At 70.9% G+C, this 23557-nt stretch carries 22 protein-coding genes and 1 pseudogene; 14 read left to right on the top strand and 9 right to left on the bottom strand.

The features are described 5' to 3' along the window. Window positions 1-10: 10 nt before the first annotated feature. The 3 genes from AFM16_RS05580 to AFM16_RS05590 all read left to right on the top strand — a co-directional run bounded on the left by AFM16_RS05580 (window position 11) and on the right by AFM16_RS05590 (window position 4005). Window positions 11-2230, top strand: coding sequence for a heavy metal translocating P-type ATPase (locus AFM16_RS05580; protein ID WP_053625544.1), 2220 nt, complete (start codon window positions 11-13; stop codon window positions 2228-2230). 104 nt (window positions 2231-2334) lie between these two features. After that, window positions 2335-2934, top strand: a complete 600-nt coding sequence (locus AFM16_RS05585; RefSeq protein WP_053625545.1) for a cadmium resistance transporter — start codon at window positions 2335-2337, stop codon at window positions 2932-2934. Window positions 2935-3174: 240 nt separating this feature from the next. Then, the gene (locus tag AFM16_RS05590) at window positions 3175-4005 is read left to right on the top strand and encodes a DUF2182 domain-containing protein (RefSeq protein WP_053625546.1); all 831 of its coding nucleotides are present in this window, start codon (window positions 3175-3177) and stop codon (window positions 4003-4005) included. Between the two features lie 86 nt (window positions 4006-4091). Here AFM16_RS05590 and AFM16_RS05595 read toward each other — a convergent pair whose 3' ends face one another. Then, window positions 4092-4715, bottom strand: a complete 624-nt coding sequence (locus AFM16_RS05595; protein WP_053625547.1) for a DUF1326 domain-containing protein — start codon at window positions 4713-4715, stop codon at window positions 4092-4094. A 521-nt stretch (window positions 4716-5236) separates the two neighbouring features. On the opposite strand from AFM16_RS05595, the gene AFM16_RS05600 reads away from it, so the two are divergent. The 3 genes and pseudogenes from AFM16_RS05600 (at window position 5237) to AFM16_RS05610 (ending at window position 6826) form a co-directional block, all read left to right on the top strand. Next, a complete protein-coding gene (locus tag AFM16_RS05600; RefSeq protein ID WP_420711307.1) occupies window positions 5237-5494 on the top strand; it encodes a copper chaperone in 258 nt (85 codons plus the stop codon). Window positions 5495-5670: 176 nt separating this feature from the next. Next, window positions 5671-5886: pseudogene (locus AFM16_RS05605) on the top strand (copper chaperone); the annotation flags it as partial. A gap of 286 nt (window positions 5887-6172) precedes the next feature. Continuing rightward, window positions 6173-6826: a DUF1326 domain-containing protein gene (locus tag AFM16_RS05610; RefSeq protein ID WP_053625549.1), complete on the top strand. Its 654-nt coding sequence runs from the start codon at window positions 6173-6175 to the stop codon at window positions 6824-6826. 545 nt (window positions 6827-7371) lie between these two features. Here the strand turns inward: AFM16_RS05610 and AFM16_RS05615 are convergent. Then, entirely contained in the window at window positions 7372-8490 is a 1119-nt protein-coding gene (locus tag AFM16_RS05615) for a fatty acid desaturase family protein (protein WP_078632629.1), read from the bottom strand. A 7-nt stretch (window positions 8491-8497) separates the two neighbouring features. Next, on the bottom strand, window positions 8498-9553 hold the full coding sequence (locus AFM16_RS05620; RefSeq protein ID WP_078632630.1) for a ferredoxin reductase: 1056 nt from the start codon (window positions 9551-9553) through the stop codon (window positions 8498-8500). A gap of 86 nt (window positions 9554-9639) precedes the next feature. On the opposite strand from AFM16_RS05620, the gene AFM16_RS05625 reads away from it, so the two are divergent. Further along, window positions 9640-10779, top strand: a complete 1140-nt coding sequence (locus AFM16_RS05625) for a PucR family transcriptional regulator (RefSeq protein ID WP_078632631.1) — start codon at window positions 9640-9642, stop codon at window positions 10777-10779. 47 nt (window positions 10780-10826) lie between these two features. On the opposite strand, the gene AFM16_RS39885 is transcribed toward AFM16_RS05625, so the two are convergent. From AFM16_RS39885 to AFM16_RS05635, 3 genes are all read right to left on the bottom strand, one after another. Continuing rightward, window positions 10827-11582 carry an amidase family protein gene (locus AFM16_RS39885; protein WP_306293488.1) on the bottom strand — a complete coding sequence of 252 codons (756 nt, stop codon included), beginning with the start codon at window positions 11580-11582 and terminating at the stop codon, window positions 10827-10829. Continuing rightward, complete coding sequence (locus tag AFM16_RS39890; protein ID WP_256861267.1) at window positions 11537-12241, bottom strand: amidase; 705 nt, start codon at window positions 12239-12241, stop codon at window positions 11537-11539. The genes AFM16_RS39885 and AFM16_RS39890 overlap by 46 nt, the downstream gene beginning before the upstream one ends. Before the next feature lie 91 nt (window positions 12242-12332). Beyond that, a complete protein-coding gene (locus AFM16_RS05635) occupies window positions 12333-13817 on the bottom strand; it encodes a short-chain fatty acyl-CoA regulator family protein (protein WP_078632632.1) in 1485 nt (494 codons plus the stop codon). 391 nt (window positions 13818-14208) lie between these two features. Between AFM16_RS05635 and aceA the strand changes: the two genes are divergently transcribed. The 3 genes from aceA (at window position 14209) to AFM16_RS05650 (ending at window position 18102) form a co-directional block, all read left to right on the top strand. Further along, entirely contained in the window at window positions 14209-15498 is a 1290-nt protein-coding gene (gene aceA, locus AFM16_RS05640; protein WP_078632633.1) for an isocitrate lyase, read from the top strand. Window positions 15499-15616: 118 nt separating this feature from the next. Continuing rightward, entirely contained in the window at window positions 15617-17209 is a 1593-nt protein-coding gene (gene aceB / locus AFM16_RS05645; RefSeq protein WP_078632634.1) for a malate synthase A, read from the top strand. Further along, complete coding sequence (locus tag AFM16_RS05650) at window positions 17206-18102, top strand: 3-hydroxybutyryl-CoA dehydrogenase (RefSeq protein ID WP_078632635.1); 897 nt, start codon at window positions 17206-17208, stop codon at window positions 18100-18102. Before aceB ends, AFM16_RS05650 begins: the two co-directional genes overlap by 4 nt. Before the next feature lie 161 nt (window positions 18103-18263). On the opposite strand, the gene AFM16_RS05655 is transcribed toward AFM16_RS05650, so the two are convergent. The 3 genes from AFM16_RS05655 to AFM16_RS05665 all read right to left on the bottom strand — a co-directional run bounded on the left by AFM16_RS05655 (window position 18264) and on the right by AFM16_RS05665 (window position 19721). Beyond that, the gene (locus AFM16_RS05655; RefSeq protein WP_030786655.1) at window positions 18264-18632 is read right to left on the bottom strand and encodes a hypothetical protein; all 369 of its coding nucleotides are present in this window, start codon (window positions 18630-18632) and stop codon (window positions 18264-18266) included. Between the two features lie 93 nt (window positions 18633-18725). Next, the gene (locus AFM16_RS05660) at window positions 18726-19481 is read right to left on the bottom strand and encodes a CbtA family protein (protein WP_078632636.1); all 756 of its coding nucleotides are present in this window, start codon (window positions 19479-19481) and stop codon (window positions 18726-18728) included. Between the two features lie 21 nt (window positions 19482-19502). Then, complete coding sequence (locus AFM16_RS05665) at window positions 19503-19721, bottom strand: CbtB domain-containing protein (RefSeq protein ID WP_030786650.1); 219 nt, start codon at window positions 19719-19721, stop codon at window positions 19503-19505. A 345-nt stretch (window positions 19722-20066) separates the two neighbouring features. Between AFM16_RS05665 and tsaD the strand changes: the two genes are divergently transcribed. The 4 genes from tsaD to AFM16_RS05685 all read left to right on the top strand — a co-directional run bounded on the left by tsaD (window position 20067) and on the right by AFM16_RS05685 (window position 23555). Beyond that, the gene (gene tsaD, locus AFM16_RS05670; protein WP_078632637.1) at window positions 20067-21119 is read left to right on the top strand and encodes a tRNA (adenosine(37)-N6)-threonylcarbamoyltransferase complex transferase subunit TsaD; all 1053 of its coding nucleotides are present in this window, start codon (window positions 20067-20069) and stop codon (window positions 21117-21119) included. Next, complete coding sequence (locus AFM16_RS05675) at window positions 21119-21730, top strand: GNAT family N-acetyltransferase (protein ID WP_107419033.1); 612 nt, start codon at window positions 21119-21121, stop codon at window positions 21728-21730. The genes tsaD and AFM16_RS05675 overlap by 1 nt, the downstream gene beginning before the upstream one ends. A gap of 16 nt (window positions 21731-21746) precedes the next feature. After that, the gene (locus AFM16_RS05680; protein WP_143648332.1) at window positions 21747-22655 is read left to right on the top strand and encodes a MucR family transcriptional regulator; all 909 of its coding nucleotides are present in this window, start codon (window positions 21747-21749) and stop codon (window positions 22653-22655) included. Window positions 22656-22886: 231 nt separating this feature from the next. Beyond that, window positions 22887-23555 (top strand): cysteine hydrolase family protein, encoded by a 669-nt coding sequence (locus tag AFM16_RS05685; protein WP_078632639.1) that lies wholly within the window; start codon window positions 22887-22889, stop codon window positions 23553-23555. Window positions 23556-23557: the final 2 nt, after the last annotated feature.

The following is a 23557-nucleotide window of genomic DNA, read 5'->3' on the forward strand; positions in this document are numbered from 1 at the left end:
AGGAACTGCCATGGCTACCACCACCCCGGCCGAAGCCGATCACTCCATAGAACTGGCCATCACCGGCATGACCTGCGCCTCCTGCGTGGCGCGGGTCGAGCGGAAACTGGCCAAGCTGCCCGGAGTGAGCGCGACGGTGAATCTCGCGACCGCGACCGCGCACATCACGCGGGAGGACCCTGAGGTCTCACCCGAGCAGCTGATCGCCGCCGTCGAAGCCATCGGCTACGGCGCCGCCCCGATCCGCAGCCGGGTCTCGACCGACGCTGCGGCGGAGACCGAAGCGGCCGACGCCGAGGGATCCCACGTCGCCGGCCTGCGCCGCCGCCTGATCGCCTCGGCGCTGCTGGGCCTGCCGGTGGTCGTCGTGTCGATGATCTCCGCCCTCCACTCCCCCGGCTGGCAGTGGCTCGCGCTGGCCCTGGCCACCCCGGTGGTTGCGTGGGGTGCGTGGCCGTTCCACCGGGCCGCGGCGCTGAACCTGCGGCACGGCTCGGCGACGATGGACACCCTGGTCTCGCTGGGCGTGCTGGCCGCCTACCTGTGGAGCGTCGGCACCATCCTGGCGGGCGGCGAGCACCTCTACCTGGAGGTCGCCGTCGTCCTGACGGCCTTCCTGCTCGCCGGCCGGTTCTTCGAGGCCCGTGCCAAGCGGCGAGCCGGGGACGCGATCCGGGCGCTGATGGACTTGGGCGCCAAGGACGTCGCCGTGCTCCGCGACGGTACTGAGGTCCGGATCCCGGTCGAGGACCTGGCCGTGGGCGACCTGTTCCTCGTACGGCCGGGCGAGAAGATCGCCACGGACGGAGAGGTCGTCGAAGGCGCGTCGGCGGTGGACGAGTCCCTGCTGACCGGGGAGAGCGTGCCGGTGGAGGTCGCGCCGGGCTCGCAGGTCACCGGTGCAACCGTCAACAGCCACGGACGGCTGACCGTACGGGCCACCCGGATCGGAGCGGACACCAAGCTGGCGCAGATCGCCGCCCTGGTGGAGCGCGCGCAGACGGGCAAGGCAGCGGTGCAGCGGCTGGCCGACCGGATCTCCGCGGTCTTCGTCCCCGTCGTCATCGTCCTCGCCGTAGGCACCTTCAGCGTCTGGATGCTGACGGGCGCCTCCGCCGCGACCGCGCTGACCGCGGCCATCGCCGTCGTCATCATCGCCTGCCCCTGCGCCCTGGGCCTGGCGACACCCACCGCGCTGATGGTGGGCACCGGGCGCGGCGCTCAGCTCGGGCTGCTCATCAGCGGACCGGAGGTACTGGAGTCCACCCGGCGGATCGACACCGTCGTCCTGGACAAGACCGGCACCGTCACCGAAGGCAAGATGCGTCTGGTCGACGTCGTACCCGCCGACGGCGAGGACAAGGACGAAGTCCTGCGGCTGGCCGGCGCCCTGGAGGACGCGAGCGAGCACCCCATCGCCGCCGCAATCGCCGCTGCCGCGCGCGAACGGCTCGGCGCCCTTCCGCCGGTCACCGGCTTCGCCAACACCCAGGGCCGGGGCGTGACCGGCCAGGTCGAGGGCCGCGCCGTGCTCGCGGGACGCGCCTCCTGGCTGGACGGTCAACTGCTGCTCCCGCTGCCCGGCGAGCTCGCCCGGGCACGCGACGCGGCCGAGGCCGCGGGCCGCACGGTCGTCTTTGCCGCCTGGGACGACCAGGTACGCGCCGCCCTCGTGGTCGCCGACACCGTCAAGGCAACCAGCGCCCAAGCGATCGCCGACCTCAAGCAGCTCGGGCTCACGCCGGTCCTGCTGACCGGCGACAACACCGCCGCCGCCCGCGCCGTGGCCGCCGAGGTCGGCATCGACCAGGTCATCGCCGAAGTCCACCCCGAGGACAAGGTCGCCGAAGTCCGGCGACTGCAGGAGCAGGGCCACGTGGTGGCCATGGTCGGCGACGGCGTCAACGACGCCGCCGCACTGGCCCAGGCCGACCTCGGCCTCGCCATGGGCACCGGCACCGACGCCGCCATCGCCGCCTCCGACCTGACCCTGGTCCGGGGCGACCTCCGGGCCGCGGGCGATGCGATCCGCCTGGCCCGCCGCACCCTTCGTACGATCAAGGCCAACCTGTTCTGGGCCTTCGCCTACAACGTCGCCGCCCTGCCGCTGGCCGCGCTCGGCATGCTCAACCCCATGATCGCCGGGGCCGCGATGGCTTCCTCCTCGGTATTCGTCGTCTCCAACAGCCTGCGACTCAGGCGCTTCCAGCCCCTGCATCAGACCAGCTGACGTCGAGTCTTGGCACTCCGATCGCTGGTCAGGGTGGGCTGTGGATCTCGTCTGGGCCCGAGTAGGGTCGTGCTTCTTGTCGTACGACTAGAGCGGGATGGTTCGTGACCCTGGGCATCATCGGGCAGGCAGCTGGACTGTTCGCTGTCACCAACATCGACGACATCCTGATCCTGGCGCTGTTCTTCGCCCAGGGCGCCGGGCACCGCGGCTCCACCCGCAAAATCGTGCTCGGCCAGTACCTCGGCTTCACCGCGATCCTGGCCGTAGCCGTGGCCGCCGCGTTCGGCGCCACGTTCCTGCCCGAGTCGGCCATCCCCTACCTCGGTCTCCTGCCCCTCGCCCTGGGCCTGAAGGCCGCCTGGCAGGCATGGAGGCACCGCAATGAGGACGGAGACGACGAGGGCGAAGCCCCACAGGGCGGGCCGACCGTCATGGCGGTTGCCGCCGTGACCTTCGCCAATGGCGGCGACAACATCGGCGTCTACGTACCCGTGTTCGCCACCGCCGGCATCGGCGGGATGAGCGTGTACGCCGCGGTGTTCCTGGTCCTCGTCGCTGTCTGGTGCTTCGCTGGCAAGTTCTTCGCCACTCGCCCCGTCATCGCCAAGGCCCTTGCCCGCTGGGGGCACATCCTGCTCCCTGCAGTCCTGATCGCCATCGGCCTTCTCATCATCATCGAAGGCGGAGCCTTCGGACTCTGAGCAGGCCTCGTCCACGTTCGACGGCCATCGGTCCAGGTTGGCTGTCACCGGACACAGCGGCAGGCCAACCAACGGGGATCGGCGGAGCCAACGAACGGCCTCCCAGGTTTTGAGCCTTCCAGTTCTGTGATCTGCTGGAGATGTCACCAGACCCGTCTCGGCTACACGCGGGTACACCACCGCCATCGGTGCGGGACGTGTCTGAGGCGGCAGGCAGCTCGCGTCCCTGGGAGGCGTTCCATGCCGCACCTCCGGCTGGCCCCGCCGGCCCCCACGCGGCCCGGCGTCCTCCTGCCCGCGCGTGACCTGGCGATCGCATGGTTCCTGATGGTGCTGCTGGCCGCCCTGGCGTGGGTGCTCACCGTCGGCCAGTCCCGCCACATGGGCATGGAGCCCGGCACCATGGGCCTGGCGCTCCCCCTTTTCCTGCTGCTGTGGGTGGTCATGATGGCGGCGATGATGCTGCCCTCAGTGGCACCAGTCGCCATCACCTGGGTACGCGGCATCAACCGCCGCTCGGCCGGGCCCGCCCGCGCCCTGCGGATCGCCGAATTCGTCAGCGGATATCTCCTCGCTTGGACCGCGTTCGGGCTGCTGGCGTACGGCGCGCTGGCCGTAACGGGACACCTCGTGGACCGCGATCCCGCGGCGGGCCGCTGGATCGGCGCCGCTGTGTTCCTCCTCGCGGCGGCTCAGCAGTTCGGTCCACTGAAGCGCGTCTGCCTGCGGCACTGCCGCAACCCGATGTTCCAGCTGCTCCAATACTCACGGTTCAGGCCTTGGGCGAAGGACCTGCGGGTGGGCGTGCACCACGGGCTCTACTGCGTCGGGTGCTGCTGGGGGCTGATGATCGTCCTGATTCCCCTCGGCGTCATGAACGTGGCCGCGATGGCCGCACTGGCGGCCGTCATCTTCCTGGAGAAGCTGTGGCGGCAGGGACCCTGGCTGACCTGGGCGGTCGGCCTCGCCTTCCTCGTCCTGGCCGTACTCGCCCCCTTCCAGGACTGGCTGCTGCCCGGCCTGGACACATCAGGTCCGCCCATGGGCCAGATGACCGGCTGGACAGGGTGAGCGGTCGCAGTGCACCCCGCGGGAGACGGCCCGTACGGCGGTCGTCCTCCCGCGTTCAAAACGAAAGCGGCTGTTGCGCGCCTGCCTCAACCCCGTCCGGTGGGAGCGCCCTCAGTCTGTTCGCTGGAGAAGGCGTAGTCGGACACTTCGCCATACGCGCCCTCGAACGACAGCCCGAATGCATTCGAACTACCGGCGGTGCGGCCCAGCGTGAATTCCGGAGAGAATCCGAACATCGCGTTCTTCATCGTCGTGGGCCCACCGTCGGGACCCCTCAGGGGTTCGAATTCCAGCTCGGTCTTCCCGCCGACGCTCAGCCGGGGCTTCTCTCCATCAGACAGGGAGACGCTCGCCCGCTCCACGCCCAGATTCTCGCCGTAGAACTGCGAGAGTTCGCCGAACGCACCGCCTTCGCTCCCAGACACGATGCGCGCCACCGCGTCCGTCTGTTCGTCGGTGGCCCCCTCGTCGATGACCAGGCCGACCTTCCAGTTGCCGGAGGTCAGGTTGGAGGGGAAGTAGTTGTACAGGACGAAATCCACCCCGGACAGGTTCACATCGTCCAAGCGCCCTTCTTCCACATGGAAGGCGGCGCACCCGAGGCATTCCTCACGCCCCTGCGGGTCGTGCGGCTTCGCATCGACGGCGCAGCCGCACACCACCGCACACGAGCAACCGGCCAGGTAGTTGCCAGAGATACTCCACGTCATGACTGCTCCCGATCGCTTGACGATTGTCGTCATCCGACGGCGCGGATGACGTCGGCATCGAGTGCAATCGGCGGTGAGCGCGCAGGCGGAGCAGACACCCCGGAAATCAGAGGCGCGCATCTGCCACCGGCAACGGCGGCAAAAGACGCCCCGCTGTCCATCCGTACGGTGCAAGTCTCCATGACCGGCTCACTCCACGGGCAGATGTCCGGACCCCGGGAGTTCTTCTCTTTCAAGGCTAGGCGTGCTCACCGAGGGTGTACAGATCACCGCACGCCTTTGAGCGGTGCCCGCCCCGCGTCGGTGGCCGGCTGGTCGAACAGGCCGGCCGGCTCGGCTGGCTCCTACAGGACACCGCCCCGTTCACCTTCGCGCGAGGGCCATCACCCCCGAACCGGCGTGGGGAGCTGGGTGCCGAGGTGGCCGGGGCGCCAGACCACGGCGACGCTCGTGGACAGCTCGGGCCTCTCGACTCTGAGCCGGGCGCCTATCTCCGGCCCGGTCGCCCCCGGAACCTGCTCGTGTGGACCGCCTTCGGACCGCTCTCCTACGCGGCCCTGGCCTTCACCGGCGGCGTGGGGATCGGTGCCGTCTCCTACCTGCTCGCCGGCCCGTACCAGCTCGGTCGCCTCAAAAACGTCTGCCTGCGGCACTGCCGCGACCCGCCGAGTCATCTCGTGCGTTACGTCGGCTTCCGGCGACCGGCCCGCGACCTGCGAGTCGACGTCCACCACGGCGCGTACTGCGTCGGCTGCTGTGCCGTGGCTTGCTCGCTCTGAGCCGGCCCCACAGAATCGGCTTGGCCTGGTACCAGTTGGTTGCTGCTTCAACTCCGGCGCGAAGTGGCTCCGGGTCTGACCGGGGCATAGCCGAGCTGTCAGTTCCAGCTCGAACACCAGGTGGAGCCAGCGCAAGCCGGAAGGCGGTACCAATTCAGAGCGAGGAAGCCAGTGCCGGGCTGATGGTCGTCTTCGTTCCGCTCGGCGTGATGAACGTGGCGGCAATGGCCGGACTGGCCTTGGTGATCTTCGTGGAGAAGCTATGGTCCCGGACGTCCTCCTCAGCGGTGTCGTGGGGCGTCGCCTTCCTTGTCCTGGCGGTGCTCGCACCGTTCCAGGACTGGATGCTGCCGGGGCTGGAGGGCTCGATGCCGTCCGTGGACGGCGTGTGATCGTCTGTGCGCACCTGGTCAATTCCTTCGGACAGCGGTACGCCAGGGGGAGGTGGCCCTGGGGCGTGCCTACAAGCCGGACCGGCTTGAGGCGCCGCCACCCGGCCCCCGGTCCCTCGTGTAGGGGCTCGGCGCCGTGGTCCACCGTGGACGCCGGCCGGTTTCCCGCTCGGGACATGAGGCGCAAGCTGGAAGGGAGACCGTCCTCCGATCCCGGGAACGGGCTCGGCACACGCGGTCTCGCCACTCCGAGTGAGCTCCTCGGAGCCCGGCTGGAGGAAGCGATATGACACAGCAGGCCACCGGCACGCGCTGGCATCTGGCCGGCGACTGGTTCGACGTATGCAAGTGCGCAATTCCGTGCCCGTGCACGTTCGCGCAGCCCCCGACCTACGGCGACTGCGAAGGCGTCATGGTCTGGCACATCCGGGAAGGCAGCTTCGGGGACGTACGGCTCGACGATCTCAATGTCCTGATGCTCGGGTCGTTCGAGGGCAACCCGTGGGCCGGCACGCATACCGAGCCGTACGCCGCGGTCTTCCTGGACGAGCGCGCCGACGATCAGCAGCGGGCTGCGCTGGGGACCGTCTTCGGCGGTGAGGCGGGCGGATGGCCGGCGGAGTTCGGGGCGATGTTCCACCCCGAGATGCGGGGCATGGACGTCGTCCCGATCCACGTGGAGATCGACGAGGATCTCGCCACGTGGCGAGCCGAGATCCCGGGCCGTGTCACGGCGACCGCCGAGGCGCTCACCGGCCCGACCACCCCGAACGGCGCACGCGTCCAGGTCCTCAACTCCCCGGGCTCCGAGGTGGGGCCGGGCCAGATCGCCACGTGGGGGCGGGCCACCGTCGACCGCGCCGACGCATTCGGCTTCACATGGGATCGCACCGGGAAGTCGAGCAAGTACTTCCCCTTCGACTGGAGCGGCCCTGACTGAAGACCATCTGGCCGACCCGGGCACGTAGGCACGCAGCCCCAGGAACTGCCTGCGCGTAGGCCCGCAACACCAGGACTGCCTGCCGCCCTGGACTCCGGGGCCCGATGCCATTGATGGGCGGCTCGCCCCTCACCTGGCCCTTCGGGGCCGAGCTGCCCGCCGGGCCGCCCGCCGCCAGCTGAAGAATCTCCTCGGCCACGTGGAACACCGCAGTGCCCACGCATTCCGTACCGCCCTTGCTGTGGCGCGGTGGCGCGGCTGACCGCTCCCAAAATTTGCCATCCTGTCCCACCCCCGCCCACCAGGACCGCACGCACCAAGATCCGGACCATTCCCGGACCAGCCCCCGCCAGAGAGCCGCACCAACTGTCGTTTCCCCTGGTCAGATGGGTGCAGTCGCTGTACCACCAGGAGACCAAGAATCTCCTGGTGTCGTACTCGCCCAAGAAGCTCGGCTTCTTCTAGACACCCGCGAAAGGGCGCCTGACCTGGGTTCGTCCCGTCAGGCGCCCTTCGTGCGGCCGGCCTTCGTCTCGCACCGGGTGTCAGGCCGCGAGGACCTCCTGCTCGCGGGCCGGTGTCTTGAGCTTGGGCTTCTTGTTCGGCAGGGAGAGCCGGACGACCTTGTGCCATGCGGAGAACACCTGCTTGGGCAGCGGCCCGGTGACGTACTCCAGCTCGTACTTCTCGAACAGCGCGCGCACCTTCACCGCGACCTCGGCGTACCGGTTGCTCGGCAGGTCCGGGAACAGGTGGTGTTCGATCTGGTGCGAGAGGTTGCCGGTCATGAAGTGCATGGCCTTGCTGCCGCTGATGTTCGCCGAGCCCATCATCTGGCGGAGGTACCACTGGCCGCGCGTCTCGCCCTTGATCGACCGGCGCTCGAAGACCTGGACGCCCTCGGGGAAGTGCCCGCACATGATCACCGAGTGGGACCAGAGGTTGCGGACCAGGTTCGCGGTGAACGTGGCGGCGAGCGTGGGGAGGAACGACGGGCCCGACAGCAGCGGGTGGATCACGTAGTCCTTGAGCACCTGCTTGCGGATCTTGCGGCCCACCGCCTTGGCCCGCGAGCGGAACTCCGGGTTCTTGCGGCGGCGCTTGTGCAGGTTCTTGCCGAGTTCCAGGTCGTACGCCGCGATGCCGTATTCGAAGAAGCAGGCGTTGAGGAAGTTCCACAGGGGCTGGCCGAGGTGGAACGGGTGCCACTTCTGGTCCTCGTCGACGCGCATGATGCCGTAGCCGAGGTCGTTGTCCTTGCCGATCACGTTGGTGTACTTGTGGTGCAGCTCGTTGTGCGAGTGCTTCCACTGGTCGGACGGCGAGACGTGATCCCATTCCCAGGTGGTGGAGTGGATCTTCGGGTCCCGCATCCAGTCCCACTGGCCGTGCAGGATGTTGTGGCCGATCTCCATGTTGTCCATGATCTTCGCCACGGACAGCCCGGCGGTGCCGAGCACCCACGCGGGCGGGAAGATCGAGAACAGCAGCACGCCCCTGCTGACCAGCTCCAGCTTGCGCTGGGCCGAGATGACCTTGCGGATGTAGGCGGCGTCCTTCTCTCCGCGGCTGGCGAGCACGTCGTCGCGGATCGCGTCCAGCTCGCGGCCGAGCTCCTCGATCTGCTCCGCGGTCAGGTGGGCGGTGGGGTCGATAGCGGTCAAGGTGTTCCTACCGTTCGATGGCACAGGGGCCCGCCGCGGCGGACACGCAGGTCTGGATGAGGACGCCCGGTTCGGCCTCGGTGATCTCGCCGGTGCGCAGGTCGCGGACGGCGCCCGCCGTGAGCGGCGTGGTGCAGCCGAAGCAGATGCCCATGCGGCACCCGGACGGCATGAGCACGCCGGCCGCCTCGCCGATGTCGAGCAACGGCGTGGCGCCGTCCGCGTCGACGGTCCTGCCGGTGGTGCTGAACGTGACCTCGCCGCCGTCGCCGGCGACGACGACGGTGGGGCGGAAGCGTTCGGTGTGCAGGCGCTCCGGGACGCCGTGCTCGGCCCAGTGTTTCTCGGCGGCGTCGAGCAGGCCCGCGGGCCCGCAGGCCCAGGTCTCGCGCTCGGCCCAGTCGGGCACGAGTTCGTCGAGGCGGGCGATGTCGAGCATGCCGTCCGTGTCGGTGTGCACCTCGGTGAGCCGCAGCTTGGTGTCCGCGACCAGGTCGTGCAGGTCGTTGCGGAAGATCACGTCCTGCGGCCGGGGCGCGCAGTGGACCATGACGACGTCGTCGAACTCGGTGTCGCGCAGCATGCCCATGACGGGCGTGATGCCGCTGCCGGCCGTCAGGTAGAGCACCTTGGCGGGCTTGGTCCGCGGCAGCACGAAGTCGCCGGTCGCCTGGTCGAGGTGGATCAGCGTGCCCGGTTTCACCCTGCGGACCAGATGGTTGCTGACCTTGCCGTCCGGGATCGCCTTCACGGTGATCGTGACGCGGCCGTCCCGGCGGTTCGTCGGCGAGGTGAGCGAGTAGGCACGCCACAGGCGCACCCCGTCGACGTCGACTCCGATCCGTACGTACTGACCGGCCGTGTGGCCGCGCCAGCCCCGTCCCGGTCTGATCACGATGGTCGCCGCGTCACCCGTCTCGGGGTGCACGGCCTCGATGCGCCCCCGCAGGTCGGCGCCCGCCCGCAGCGGGCTGACCAGGTCGAGGTAGTCGGACGGCAGCAGCGGCGTCGTGACCATCTCCAGTAGTTTCCACGCCCTGCTGCGGAGGGCTGTACTCGTCATGACTCCAGCTTGCTGTACCTGAGGGCGTAAAGTCCTGACCGAAGGACGTAAATCTGGTCGGCAGAATTGTTCGCAGGGAATAAAACGTGAGCCATGTGATGCGGAGGGCCAGCGAGCTGACCCTGGACGAGACGACGGTCACCGTACTTCGGGCCGCGCTGAAGGCCACCGCCGACGAGGTCGTCCAGGCGATCATCGACGAGGTGCCGCCCTACGCCAACGCCCTCTCGGGCCATATGGGCGCCACCATCCGCCGAGCCGTCCGCACCGCCCTGGGGCACTACCTGGACCTCGCGAGCGGGAACGCCACGGGCGGCGACGGCGGCGACGCGGCCTACGAGCTGGGCCGCGGCGAGGTGCGCGACGGCCGTTCGATGGACGCCCTGCTCAGCGCCTACCGCGTCGGTGCCCGCGTGGCCTGGCGATGCCTGGCGGCGGGGGCCGTACCCGCGGGTCTGCCGGCCGCCGAGGTCGCCAAGTTCGCCGAGCTGACCTTCGCCTACATCGACGAGCTGTCCGCCGCGAGCGCCGCGGGTCACGCCGACGAGCTGGCCGCCCGGGGCAGGGATCAAGAGCGTCACCTGGAGCACCTGGCCCGCGACCTCCTCGCCGGGGCGAGCCCGGACGTGCTGCTGGTCTCCGCTCAACGGGCCGGGTGGCAGCCTCCGGTCTCGCTGACCGCGGTCCTGCTGCCCGCCGCCCAGGCCCGGCCCGCGTACCGCACGCTCGACCCGGGCACCCTCGTCCTCGACGATCTGCCGGACGCCACCGGTGTGCTGCTCGTCCCCGACGCCGACCGATCGCATCTCCTGCGGCAGCTCACCGACCGCGCCGCCGTGGTCGGCCCGGCCCGGCCATGGGCTCGTGCGTCCGCCTCGTACGCGCGGGCCGTACGCGCGCGCACCCTCTCCTCCGATATCCGCGACACCGAGGACCATCTGCCCGAGCTGGTGCTGAGCGCCGACATGGACGCCTTCGCCGACCTGCGTGCCCGAGCCCTCGCACCGTTGCGGACCTTGCCTGTCACCACCGCGCGGCGGCTGGAGGAGACGTTGCGGGCGTGGCTGCTGCACCAGGGCAGGCGGGACGAGGTGGCGGCGGCGCTGTTCGTCCACCCGCAGACCGTCCGGTACCGGATGTCGCAGCTCCGGGAGCTGTTTCCGGATCTCGCGTCGCCGCACCGGGTCCTCGAACTGACGCTGGCGGTCGGCCTTCGGGTGAACTGACGCGTTCCTCGACCGCCCCCTGAGCGACTCGTACCGGTGTGCGCTGGTCAGCGGAGTGCCGGGAGCTGCGCCAGTTCCTCCGCCACGGCGAGCAGGAGTCGGTCCGAGTATGCCGGGCCCGTGATCTGTACGCCGATCGGGAGGCCGTTCGTGTCGCGTGCGGCGGGGGCGATCAGGCTGGGCAGGCCGGTGTGGCTGGTGAGGTTCATCCAGGCGGTCTGGTCGAAGAAGTCCCGTTCGGCGCCGTCGACCAGGAGGGAGCGGCTGCCGGCGGGAATGGCCGGGGTGGGGGCGGCCGGGGTGATGAGGAGGTCGGGCCCGGCGTCGGCGAAGAAGCGGTGCCAGGTCTCCCGCAGGCGGTGGCGTTCCTCGTCGGCGCGGAGCCAGGTGCGGTGGGTCTGGGTCCGGTGGCGGAGGACGGTGGCCCGTGGGCTCGTGTCGTCGTCCTGGAGGGCGCGGGCCGCGGCGAGTTCGGCCGCGGCTGAGGCGTCGTCGGTGGCGGCCGTCGTGGTGGCGTGGAGGAGTTGCTCGAACAGGCGGAGAGAACCGGCGAAGTCGACCGGTCCCTTCGTGCGGTGGACCGTCGCTCCTGCTGAGGCCAGGGCCTGTTCGACCGCTTCGAGGGCCTGTGCTGTGGCGCGGTCGACGGGGCAGCTCGGGTCGTCCGCCCATACGGCGACGCGGAGTTCACCGATGCCGTGCCGGGGCGCGGGCAGGCTGACGTGCCAAGGGGTGTTCTCGGCGGGTGCCGGTGTCGTCAGGGCTTGGAGGAGAAGGGCGAGGTCGCGGGGGTCGCGGGCCAGGGGGCCGGGGGGCCGGGGGTGAGCATGTCGCTGCTGGTGAGCCGGCCCGGCGGGCGGGGGATGTGGCCGCGGGCCGGGACGAGTCCGAGCGTGGGGCGCAGGCCGTGGACGCCGCAGTAGTGGGCGGGGAGCCGGAGCGAGCCTGCCAGGTCGCTGCCCAGGTCGGCGGGGGTGAGGTGGGCGGCGACGGCAGCGGCGGGGCCGCCGGAGGAACCGCCGGTGGTGCGCTCGGGGTCGTGCGGGTTGAGGGTGCGGCCGAAGAGCGGGTTGTCGGTGTGGAGGTCCTGGCAGTACGCGGGCGTGTTCGTCTTGCCCATGATCACGGCCCCTTGGTGGCGGAGCCGGGCCACCGCGACGGCGTCGCGCGCGGGGATGTGATCGGCGAGATCCTCGGCACCGCTCGTGGTGCGCAGCCCCGCCGTCTCGAAGCTGTCCTTGATGGTCATCGGAAGACCGTCGAGGATGCCGGTGCTCGTCCCGGCGGCGCGACGGTCGTCCGCCTTCCGGGCCGCGGCTCGGGCCGCGTCGTCGTCACGGGTGACCACGGCGTAGAGCGGGTCGGCGTCGATCCGGGCGAGGTGGAGGTCGAGCAGCTCACGGCTGGAGATCTCGCCGCGGCGCAGGGCTCGCACCTGGGCGTGGGCGGGTCGGCGGGTCATGTCGTTCGTCATACGGGGATGCGCTCCGGGTGGGTGCCTCGGGAAGCCTCAGGGGCAGGGTGAGTCGCGGTCCCGCCCTGGTCTTCGCCGGTCACAGGGCTCCGTCGTTCTCGACGGGGTAGGGCACGAACGTGCTGCTGTTCTGGTCGATGTGCAGGGCGCGGCCGAGTGGGGGTACGGCGCGTTGGGCGCAGCCGAGGCGTTCGCAGACTCGGCAGCCCATGCCGATGGGGGTCGCGGTGGAGGCGTTGGTGAGGTCGAGGCCGTCGGAGTAGACGAGGCGGTGGGCGTGGCGGATCTCGCAGCCGAGGCCGATGGCGTACGTCCTGCCGGGGTCGCCCCAGCCGCCGCGGTGCCGGGTGATGGCGCGGGCCGTCCACAAGTACCGCTGGCTGTCCGGCATTTCGGCGATCTGGACGTGGATGCGGCCGGGTGAGGAGAACGCCTCGTAGACGTTCCACAGGGGGCAGGTGCCGCCGGCGCGGGAGAAGGGGAAGCCGGACGCGGACTGGCGTTTGGAGAGGTTGCCGGCCCGGTCGACGCGGACGAAGGAGAAGGGGACGCCGCGCAGGCGCGGGCGTTGGAGGGTGCTCAGACGGTGGCAGACGGTCTCGTAGCTGAGGCCGTAGTGGTCGGTGAGGCGTTCGATGTCGTAGCGCGCCTCTTCGGCGGCCGTGTGGAAGGTGGTGTACGGCAGGATCAGCGCGGCCGCGAAGTAGTTGGCGATGCCGATGCGGGCGAGGGCGTGGGTGGTCGAGCCGGGCTCGAAGTCCTCGGTGGCGAGCCGGTCGATGTCCTGTCCGTGTTCCAGCAGGGCGAGTTGGGTGGCCATGCGGAAGGCGCGCTGGCCGGGGCGGAGCCGTGGGGAGAGGTGGAGGGTGCGGGTTCTGTCGGCGTAGTGGTGGAGGTGTTCGGGGTGTTCGCCGGGCTCGGTGGCGAGGCGGATGCCGTGGGTCTCGGCGAGTCGTGCGGTGAGGGCGCCGATGACCTCGCCGGGCCGGATGCCGATCTTCTCGGCGAGGTGCTCGGCGGCGAGGTCGGTGTCGTGGAGGTAGTTCTGGCGGCGGTAGAAGAAGTCCCGGATCTCTTCGTGGGGCGAGAAGACGGTCCCTCTGTCGCGCCCTCTGTCGCGGTCGCGGCCGCCTGCTCCCCTGTCGCGGTCGGCGCTGTCCGCTCCTCTGTCGCGGTCGCGGCTGTCCGCCGCTCCGGCGAGCCGTTCGGACAGCCGCTGGTTGCGGCGGCCGAGGTCGAGGAGGACCTGGGCGACGCCGGGGTGCCGGGAGGCGAGGTCGGTGAGGTCGGTCGCCGAGATGCGGGACTCCGCGAGTTCGGCGGCCAGCGTCTCGCGGAGGTCGGCCACCAGCCGGGTCGCGTCGCGTTCGGAGAAGAAGCCCGGGTCGACGCCGAAGGCTTCGGTGAGGCGGAGCAGGACGGGGACGGTGAGCGGGCGGGAGTCGTGCTCCATCTGGTTCAGATAGCTCGGTGAGATGCCGAGCACCCGGGCCAGCTCGGCCTGGTTCATCCGGCGTTCCTCGCGCAGTCGCCGCAGCCGCGCCCCCGCGTACGTCTTGCTCACCGACCGCTCCTTCGCACCGGGTCCTGGCTCTGGTCATCGTACGGGAAGAGCCTCCTGGGCGACCCTTCGCAAGATTGGCAAAAGACGGCGCGAAGATTCGCAGAAGTTGGCATTGATCCACGGTTGATGGCACTCAGTGCCAGTGTCAGAGTCGTATCGCGGCCCGCCGGAACCGGCAGCCACCACCCGGAACCGGGGCACGATTCACTGCCCTGACGTCGGGGATCCCGGCATCCGTGGGGGTGAGCGTCGGCAGCATTGCTCAGCTTCACCCTTCGGGGCGACGGCGGGCCGCATCCAAGGAACACCCCACGACACGCAGTGCCACTCCCTCGCCCTCTTCCGGGCAGCGGATTGGCAGCCGGTACAGACCGAGGAGACGGTGACAGTCATGGCAGAGGCGAGGACGAGCACGCGGGCGGCCGAGGAGCTGGCGCGGCGCTGGGGCACGGACCCGCGCTGGCAGGGCATCGAGCGCACCTACGGCGCGCAGGACGTGGTGCGGCTGTCCGGCAGTGTGCGGGAGGAGCACACGCTGGCCCGGCGCGGCGCCGAGCGGCTGTGGCGGCAGTTGCACGAGCAGGACTACATCCACGCCCTGGGCGCGCTGACCGGCGGACAGGCCGTGCAGCAGGTCAAGGCCGGCCTCCAGGCCATCTATCTGTCGGGCTGGCAGGTGGCGGCCGACGCCAACCAGGCCGGGCACACCTACCCCGACCAGAGCCTGTACCCGGTCAACTCCGTTCCCCAGGTGGTGCGTCGGATCAACAACGCGCTGCTGCGCGCCGACCAGATCGCCACCGCCGAGGACGCCGGGGACACCACCGACTGGCTGGCGCCGATCGTGGCCGACGCGGAGGCCGGGTTCGGCGGCCCGCTGAACGCCTTCGAGCTGACCAAGGCGATGATCGCGGCGGGCGCGGCCGGTATCCACTACGAGGACCAGCTCGCCTCGGAGAAGAAGTGCGGGCACCTCGGCGGCAAGGTGCTGGTGCCGACCTCGCAGCACATCCGTACGCTGAACGCGGCCCGGCTGGCCGCGGACATCGCCGATGTGCCGACCGTGATCGTCGCCCGCACCGACGCCCTCGCCGCCACCCTGCTGACCAGCGATGTGGACGAGCGGGACGCCGAGTTCGTCACCGGCGAGCGCACCGCCGAGGGCTTCTACCGGGTGCGCAACGGCATGGCGCCGGTCATCGCCCGCGGGCTGGCCTACGCCCCGTACGCGGACCTGATCTGGGTGGAGACCGGCACCCCGGACCTGGCGCAGGCACGGGAGTTCGCCGAGGCGATCCACGCGCGGTATCCGGACCAGATGCTCGCCTACAACTGCTCGCCGTCCTTCAACTGGAAGGCCGCGCTGGACGACGACCAGATCGCCAAGTTCCAGCGGGAGTTGGGCGCGATGGGCTACCGCTTCCAGTTCATCACGCTGGCCGGGTTCCACTCCCTCAACCACGGCATGTTCGACCTCGCCCGCGGCTACGCCGAGCACGGCATGACCGCCTATGTCGACCTCCAGGAACGGGAGTTCGCCGCGCAGGCGCAGGGCTTCACCGCCGTGAAGCACCAACGTGAGGTCGGCACCGGGTACTTCGACCTCGTCTCCACCGCCGTCAACCCCGCCTCCTCCACGACCGCGCTGTCCGGCTCCACGGAGGAGGAGCAGTTCCACTAGGCCCTGTCGGCCCAGGCCGCGGTGCCGGACGCCCTGCCCCGTCCGGCGCGCCCTCTGCCGAGCGGAGGGAGGACGACCGTCTCCGTCCCCCTCCGCTCCCACCCCTCAGGAGAGCCCGATGACCACCACCGCCCTCATGCATGACGTCCGTGTCCTCGCCGCGCCCGGTCACCGGCACGACGAGATCCTCACCCCGGCCGCCCTGGACTTCGTCGGCCGGCTGGCCGAGGCGTTCGGGCAGCGCCGTCAGGAACTGCTCAAGGAACGCCGTCGGCAGGCGCTGCGGCTGGCGTCGGGCTCTCCGCTCGACTTCCCCATGGTGACCGCCGCCGTCCGCGACGATCCCGGCTGGCGGGTCGCGCCGCCCGCGCCCGGACTGACCGACCGGCGCGTGGAGATCACCGGTCCCCCGAACCGCCGGATGGCCGTCAACGCGCTCAACTCCGGGGCCCAGGTGTGGATGGCGGACTTCGAGGACGCCACCGCACCCCTGTGGGACAACGTGATCGGCGGTCAGGTCAATCTGCTCGACGCCGTCGAGCGCCGGATCGACTTCACCACGCCCGAGGGCAGGGAGTACCGGCTCGGCGAGCAGGTCGCCACCATCATGGTCCGGCCGCGCGGCTGGCACCTGGACGAGGAGCACCTCGAATGCGGCGGCCGGCCCGTGCCCGCCGCGCTGGTCGACTTCGGCCTGTACTTCTTTCACTGCGCCCGGCGCCAGATCGACGCCGGCCGGGGCCCGTACTTCTACCTCCCCAAGCTGGAGAACCGCTACGAGGCCCGGCTGTGGAACGACGTCTTCCTCCTCGCGCAGGAGTTGCTGGGCATCCCGCGCGGCACGGTGCGGGCCACCGTCCTCATCGAGACGATCACCGCGGCCTTCGAGATGGAGGAGATCCTCCACGAGCTGCGCGAGCACAGCGCGGGGCTCAACGCGGGCCGCTGGGACTATCTGTTCAGCCTCATCAAGACCTTCGGCCACCGCACCGACTTCCTCCTCCCGGACCGGGCGAAGGTGACGATGACCGCGCCCTTCATGCGTGCGTACACCGAACTCCTCGTCCGTACCTGCCACAAGCGGGGCGCGCACGCCATCGGCGGGATGGCCGCCCAGGTTCCCGGCAAGGACCCGGCCGCGAACGAGGCCGCGCTCGCCACGGTCCGCCGGGACAAGGAACGGGAGGCGGAGGACGGTTTCGACGGCTCGTGGGTCGCACACCCGGCGCTCGTCCCCGTCTGCCGTACGGCATTTGACGACGTTCTCGGCGACCGGCCCCACCAACTCGACCGCTCCCGCGACGACGTGGAGGTCACGCCCGCCGATCTGCTGTCGGTACGCCGGATCAGCGGTCCGCCCACCGCGGACGGGGTGCGCACCAACGTCCATGTCACGCTGCGGTACTTCGCCGCCTGGCTGCGCGGTGAGGGCGCCGTCGCCATCGACGGGCTGATGGAGGACGCGGCCACCGCCGAGATCGCCCGCGTGCAGATCTGGCAGTGGCTGCGGCACCGGGTGATCGACCGGGAGACCGTGCGGCGGATCCTGGACGAGGAACTCGCCTCGCTCGGTGCCGCGTATCCGTGGGCGCCCCTCGACGACATCCGGGGGCTGTTCGAACGGACCACGCTGGCGGTCGAGTTGCCGCAGTTCTTCACCTCGGACGCCTACACCCGTCACCTCACGCAGCGGACGGAGGTGCGGGCGTGAGCGCGGGCAGCGCGGGTATCGCGGGCAGCGGCCGTATCGCGCGTGTCGGTGTGGTCGGCGGTGGGCAGATGGGTGCCGGGATCGCCGAGGTGTGTGCCCGGGCCGGGGTGGACACCGTCGTCTGCGAGGTGGACGCGGTCGCCGCCCGTGCGGCGCGTGACCGGGTGGCCGCGTCGCTCGACCGGGCCGTCGGGCGTGGCAAGGTGGAGCGTGCGGCGGCTCAGGACGCGCTCGACCGGCTCGTGTTCACGAGCAGCCTGGACGACCTCGCCGACCGGCAGTTGGTCGTGGAGGCGGTCGTCGAGAACCCGGACGCCAAGACCGAGGTCTTCGCCGCCCTCGACAAGATCGTCGAGGACCCGGCGGCCGTCCTCGCCACCAACACCTCCTCCCTGCCGGTCATGCGCCTGGGCATGGCGACGGCCCGCGCGGACCGGATGGTGGGGCTGCACTTCTTCAACCCCGTGCCCGTCCTGCCGCTCGTCGAGGTGGTCACCTCGCTGCACACCTCGGCCGACACCACGGCCGCCGTCTCGGACTTCGCGACGCGCACGCTCGGCAAGACGGTCGTCCGGTCCCAGGACCGGGCCGGCTTCGTCGTCAACGCCCTGCTCGTGCCGTATCTCCTCGCCGCCGTCCGTATGGCGGAGTCCGGCTTCGCCAGTGCGGCCGACATCGACGCCGGCATGGAACTGGGCTGCGCGCACCCCATGGGCCCGCTCAGGCTCGCCGATCTGATCGGCCTGGACACCGTCGCCTCGATCGCGGAGTCCCTCTACGACGAGTTCCGTGAGCCGCTCTACGCCCCGCCGCCGCTGCTCCAGCGGATGGTGGAGGCCGGACTCCTCGGCCGCAAGACCGGCCGCGGATTCCACACCTACGACCGGGACTGAGGGCCTGGTCCGACGCGGGCTGAGGGGCCCGCGGAGCCGCACGGGGGATGAGGGTCCCCGGTACGGCACGACTGGAGAGGGGCGGGGAGCGTCTGCACGGCGCTTCTCGCCCTCCGGTGTTCCGTGGCCGCCTTGCTCGATCACGACTCGGAGATCCGGGCTCAGGACGCGGTGTCGCGGTGGCGGTGCAGCAGGGCCGCGAGGGCGCAGCGCAGGCAGTCCGGTTCCGCGAAGTCGGAGTCCGTCTCGGCCGCGTCCGGCTTCGCTGTGCCTGCGTGGACGTGGAAGCAGTCCGTGGACGTCGTGCCCGTACGCTCATGGCAGTGGTCCGGCGGCGCGGCGACCAGCGTCTCCAGGTCCTGCAACAGCCGCTCGGTCCGCCGGACTTGCTGGCCGAGTACACGCACCCGGGCGCTCTGACCGCCGATCTGACGACGGCTCGCGATCAGCGCCTCGTACTCCTCCACCGTGAGCGCCACCGCCTCGCGCCCTCCGAGGGTGATGCGGCGCGGTTGTGGGTGTCCGGCCACTGGGCTCCTCCGCTCCTCACCGGGGTCGTCGCACTAGAACGTGAGAGGGCCCCCGGATGGTTCCGCGGGCCCTCTCACATGAGCGCATTTCGGTCAGCCGGGTACCGTCCCCGCCGAGACCGGAACGGCCTTCGGCGTGGGGTGCAGGAGCCGCTGGGCCAACTCGCCGAAGACGAGCCCGAATCCGGCCCACAGTGTTGTCTGCATGGCCAGCGCGGAGATCCGGAACCGCCACAGCACGGTGGCCGGGAAGTCACCCGGAACCTCGTTCACGACCGGCAGGAAGGCGTAGGCCAGGCCGACCGCCAGGGCAAAGGCCGCCACTGCGGCGACCGTTGCGTACCAGGTGCCCAGCCTCGGCGCGAGCCGCTTGCCCAGGAGCGTGGCGGCGAGCGCGAGCAGGACGCTGAGGACCATCATCAGGAAGTACAGGGTGGTCCGCTTGCCGATGGTGTCGGGGTCCCCGACGGCCGGCGGGTTGGCCGGATACTTCAGGAACGGCACCACGTACACGGCGACCAGTGCGACGCCGGACAGCAGCAGCGCGGTGGCCCGGGGACCGAACCGCCCCACCCGTCCCAGCGCGAAACAGTAGGCCAGCGCGGCGATCCCGCCGAACGCGACCCCGTAGACCAGCACTCCGGTGGCCAGACCGGCGGTGGACTGGAGGCTCCTGGAGACGAGTTCGACTTCGTGCTCATGGGCGGGAGCGTGGGACTCCTCGAAGCCGATCGCCTTGTCGACGAGCGGTTCCCCCAGGAAGTAGGCGACGAGCAGGGCCAGTACACCGGCGACGAGGCCGGCGAGCATGCCGCGCACGAGCAGGTTTCTCACAACTGTGGAGTTCATGACGCTTCAGGCTCCCCGGTCTCAGTGGCAGGGGAAGCCGAGCAGATGACGGGCGTCATGCACCCATTCGTGGACGTTCTCGCCGGACACGACGGCGGTGGCGCCCTGTTCGGCGCCGACGAAGTACAGCAGGACCAGCATCAGGATCCCGAAGAACACCGCCCACGGGACGATCGCGCCGACCGGCAGTTTGCCGGGAACGACGGGGGTGCTGGACGGCGGGGCGACATGCTGCGCCATGGCAGGGCCTCCTCTGGGAGTTCGCGTCCCATCTCGGTGGTGCACATGACGACGGTCACGGGTCTGACTCACCACCCCGCAATGCATGAGTGGCACACAGTGGCGCGACCGTGCCGGATTCCCACCGGCTTCCGCCTCGCCGTCGTCGATAACTGGCCGACCGTACCGCTCGAACGGGACATGGCCAATGACCGAACGGCCTCCGCGCCCCCGCTCACACCCAACGCTTACCTGACTGAGGCAGAGGTCGCGTTCGCCGAGCCGGGCCGAGCTTCCCCACACGGTCGTGCTTATTGCACACTATTCGCAATAACCAAAGCCAAGCAGAAAGGCGAGAGGTGCCTCATGGTCTCTCCGATCGTGCTCGGGATCGAGTCGTCGTGCGACGAGACCGGCGCGGGGCTCGTCCGGGACGGGGTGCTGCTCGGCCACGCGGTGGCGTCGAGCATGGACGAGCACGCCCGCTACGGCGGAGTGGTGCCCGAGATCGCCTCCCGCGCCCATCTGCACGCCCTGCGCCCGGTCGTGCGCCGGGCGCTCGGCGAGGCGGGACTGCGACTGTCGGACGTCGGCGCCGTCGCCGTCACCACCGGGCCGGGCCTGTCCGGTGCGCTTCAGGTGGGTCTGGCCGGCGCGAAGGGCATCGCCTACACGTTGGGGGTACCGCTGTACGGCGTCCATCACCTGGCCGGGCATGTCGCCGCCGACACGCTGGAGCACGGCCCGCTGCCCGATCCCTGCATGGTGCTGATCGTGTCCGGCGGGCACACCTCGCTGCTGCTCGTCCGTGATCTCGCCCGCGATCCGATCGTCCACCTCGGGGACACCCTCGATGACGCCGCCGGGGAGTGCTTCGACAAGGTGGCGCGGGTCTTCGGGCTGCCGTATCCCGGCGGCCCGGCCGTCGACCGGGCGGCGCGCGAGGGCGATCCGCGCGCCGTGCCGTTCCCGCGCCCGCTTCCGGGGTCGTACGACTTCTCCTTCTCCGGCCTGAAGACGGCGGCGGCGCGCTGGGCCGAGGGGCATACGGGCCGTGAGCTGCCGGTGGCCGACGGCGCGGCGTCGCTCCAGGAGGCCGTGGCGGACGTGCTGACCCGCAAGGCGGTGGCGGCCTGCCGCGCGCACGGGGTGACCACGCTGGTCGTGGTCGGCGGGGTCGCCGCGAACTCGCGGGTGCGATCGCTGGCGGACGAGCGGTGCCGGGCCGCCGGGATCACGCTGCGGGTGCCGCCGCTGAACCTGTGCACGGACAACGGCGCGATGATCGCCGCGGTGGGCGATCTCCTGGTCCGGGCCGACGCCGAACCGGCTCCGCTGGACGTGTCGATCGACCCGTCGGCGCCGCTGGAGTACGCGGCGCTGCACCCGCGTACGACGGCCGGGGCCGCGGCGGCCTGATGGACATCCGGATCTTCGGGAACGGCCTCTCCGGGGGCAGCTTCTTCAAGGACGGCGTCTTCAAGGAAGGCGGCCTCCTGGACCACGCATCCGCCCTGCGCTCGGTGTACGCCGACGCGTTCTGCGCCCCGCCGTGGAACGAAGGGGCGGAGCGGGCCGCCGAGTTCGCGGGGCGGCTCACCGGGAACGTCCGGCGGCCGGGATTCACCGCCGCGCTCGCCGTGGAGGGACGGGAGGTCGTCGGCTTCGCGACGGCGTGGACGACCCTCGCGCCCTTTCCCACGGACCGCTGCTACCCGCAGGCGGCGGCCGGCCTCGGACCCCGGCGCACGACGGAGTGGCTGTGCGGCGCCCGTGAGATCGACGAGTTGGCCGTCCGTCCCGTCGCGCGGGGCACGGGGCTGGCCGGTGATCTGCTGGCGGCGGTCACCGAGGGCGCGCCCGGGGGCCGTTCGTGGCTCCTCACCTCCGTGCGTTCGCCCCGCGCGGTGTCCTTCTACCGGCGCCAGGGCTGGACCCAGGCCACCCACCCCTCCCCCGAGGGACGCGGCATCGTCGTCTTCCTCGGCCCCCGCCACCCTGCCCGAGCCCTCGCGCCGCAACCCCTGTGAGCATCCGGAGTCCCCTGTGCGCACTGCCGAGTTCCGCCGCCGCGACCCCGACCAAGTCGCCGTGGACGAAAGAGAGATGGTCCGGCATCCCGACTTCGGGCGCCTGATCCGCGACGAGTCCACGGACACCGTCGTCTGCCATGTCTGCGGGCGGGGTTTCCGCTCGCTGGGGGCGCATGTGCGCGTGCACGACATGACGGCGGCGGAGTACCGGCGGGAGTTCGGGCTGCTGCGCAGCCGGGCGTTGAGCGCGCGGTCCTTCGCACGCGAGCAGTCCCGTGCCCGCCGCGCCGGGTATCTGGCCTCCGAGGACGCCCGGGCGCGCTTCGCGGCGGGTCGGCCGATGGCCCGCTCCGGCGAACTGGCCCGTAGACGCTGGGCCGACACCGGCAACCGGGCCGACACCGGCACGCGGGCCGATACCAGCGGGCGGCCAGACTCCGACCCGGCCGAGGCGCGACGCGTCCGGCGCGAAAGCCTCGCCGCCGGACGCCGCACCCAGGCCCGGACCGCCGACGAACGCACCGCGGCCGCACTGCGAACCGCAGGCTTCACGGACCTCGCCCAAGCCCTGCGCACCGTCTACGTCGAGCGTGAGCACAGCATCGAGGAGACGGCGCGCGTCCTCGCCCTCGGCAAGGGCAGACTCCGACGGCTGCTCGGTGAACACGGCATCGGGATCCGCCCGTCGGGACAGAACTCCACCACCGGACGGCACGCGCGCGTCCTGCTCAACGACCGCGCCGCCGCCGAACGCGTCGGCGCCGAGGACATCACGGCGTGGCTCCGCGAACGCGCCACCGAGGGCGCCACGTTGCGGGAACTGGCGGCGGCCACAGGACGCAGCGTCCCCTGGGTGGCAGCGCGGATCGGCCCCCGGTCTCAGCCCCACCGCCGCCCTGGCCCGGTCACGTCGACGTCGTGATCGCGTCCCGAGTGGTGCCGAGTTTCTTGAGCACGCCGGCGACGTGGTGTTCGGCGGTACGGACGGACCGGCGGTACGCGGCACTCCGGGGCGGCCACGGCTGGTGACCTGGGCGGAGTCGGATGGCGTGGTCGAGGACGTTCACATCGAACTCGGTGCGCCATGGGCCACTTGGGGCGCGCGAGCCGCCTGACAGGGCCGCTGCTTGCATGGGCCACGTAGTCTCGGAACATGACGACGGACGCAGAGGCTTCTCACGATCCCTACACCGCACCGCACTTCGCGACATCCGCTCTCATCACCATCGACGTACAGCGCGACTTCCTCTCCGAGGCGCTCTACGGCGTGCCGGGGACGACCGAGATTCTTCCCGCGCTACGGCGGACCGTGGCCGCGTTCCGTGACGCGGGGCGGCCCGTGGTGCACATCGTGCGGCTGTACGAGGAGGGCGGCGGTAACGCCGATCTCGTACGGCGACGGCTGCTGGAGTCGGGTGCGCGGATCGTGGCGCCGGGCAGCTCGGGCAGTGAGTTGGCCGACGGGCTGCTTCCCGAGGGCGCGCCGCTCCTGGACCCCGCCCTGCTCCTGTCGGGCCGGCCTCAGCGGCTCGGCCCGTACGACCATGCGGTGTTCAAGCCGCGGTGGGGTGCCTTCCACCGCACCTGCCTGGAGGAGTTGCTGCGTGACCTGGGCGTCGACACCCTGGTCTTCACGGGCTGCAATCTGCCCAACTGCCCGCGGGCGAGCATCGTCCAGGCGTCGGAGCGGGACTTCCGGGTGGCGTTGGTCCGGGACGCGGTCTCGCGGGTGACGGAGTCGGCGCTGAGTGAACTCGCCGGTATCGGCGTCGAGTTGCTGGAGGCCGACACCCTGGGCCGGGTTCTGGGGACGAGGGTCTGACG

The sequence above is a fragment of the Streptomyces antibioticus genome, assembly GCF_002019855.1.
GTDB lineage: Bacteria > Actinomycetota > Actinomycetes > Streptomycetales > Streptomycetaceae > Streptomyces > Streptomyces antibioticus_B.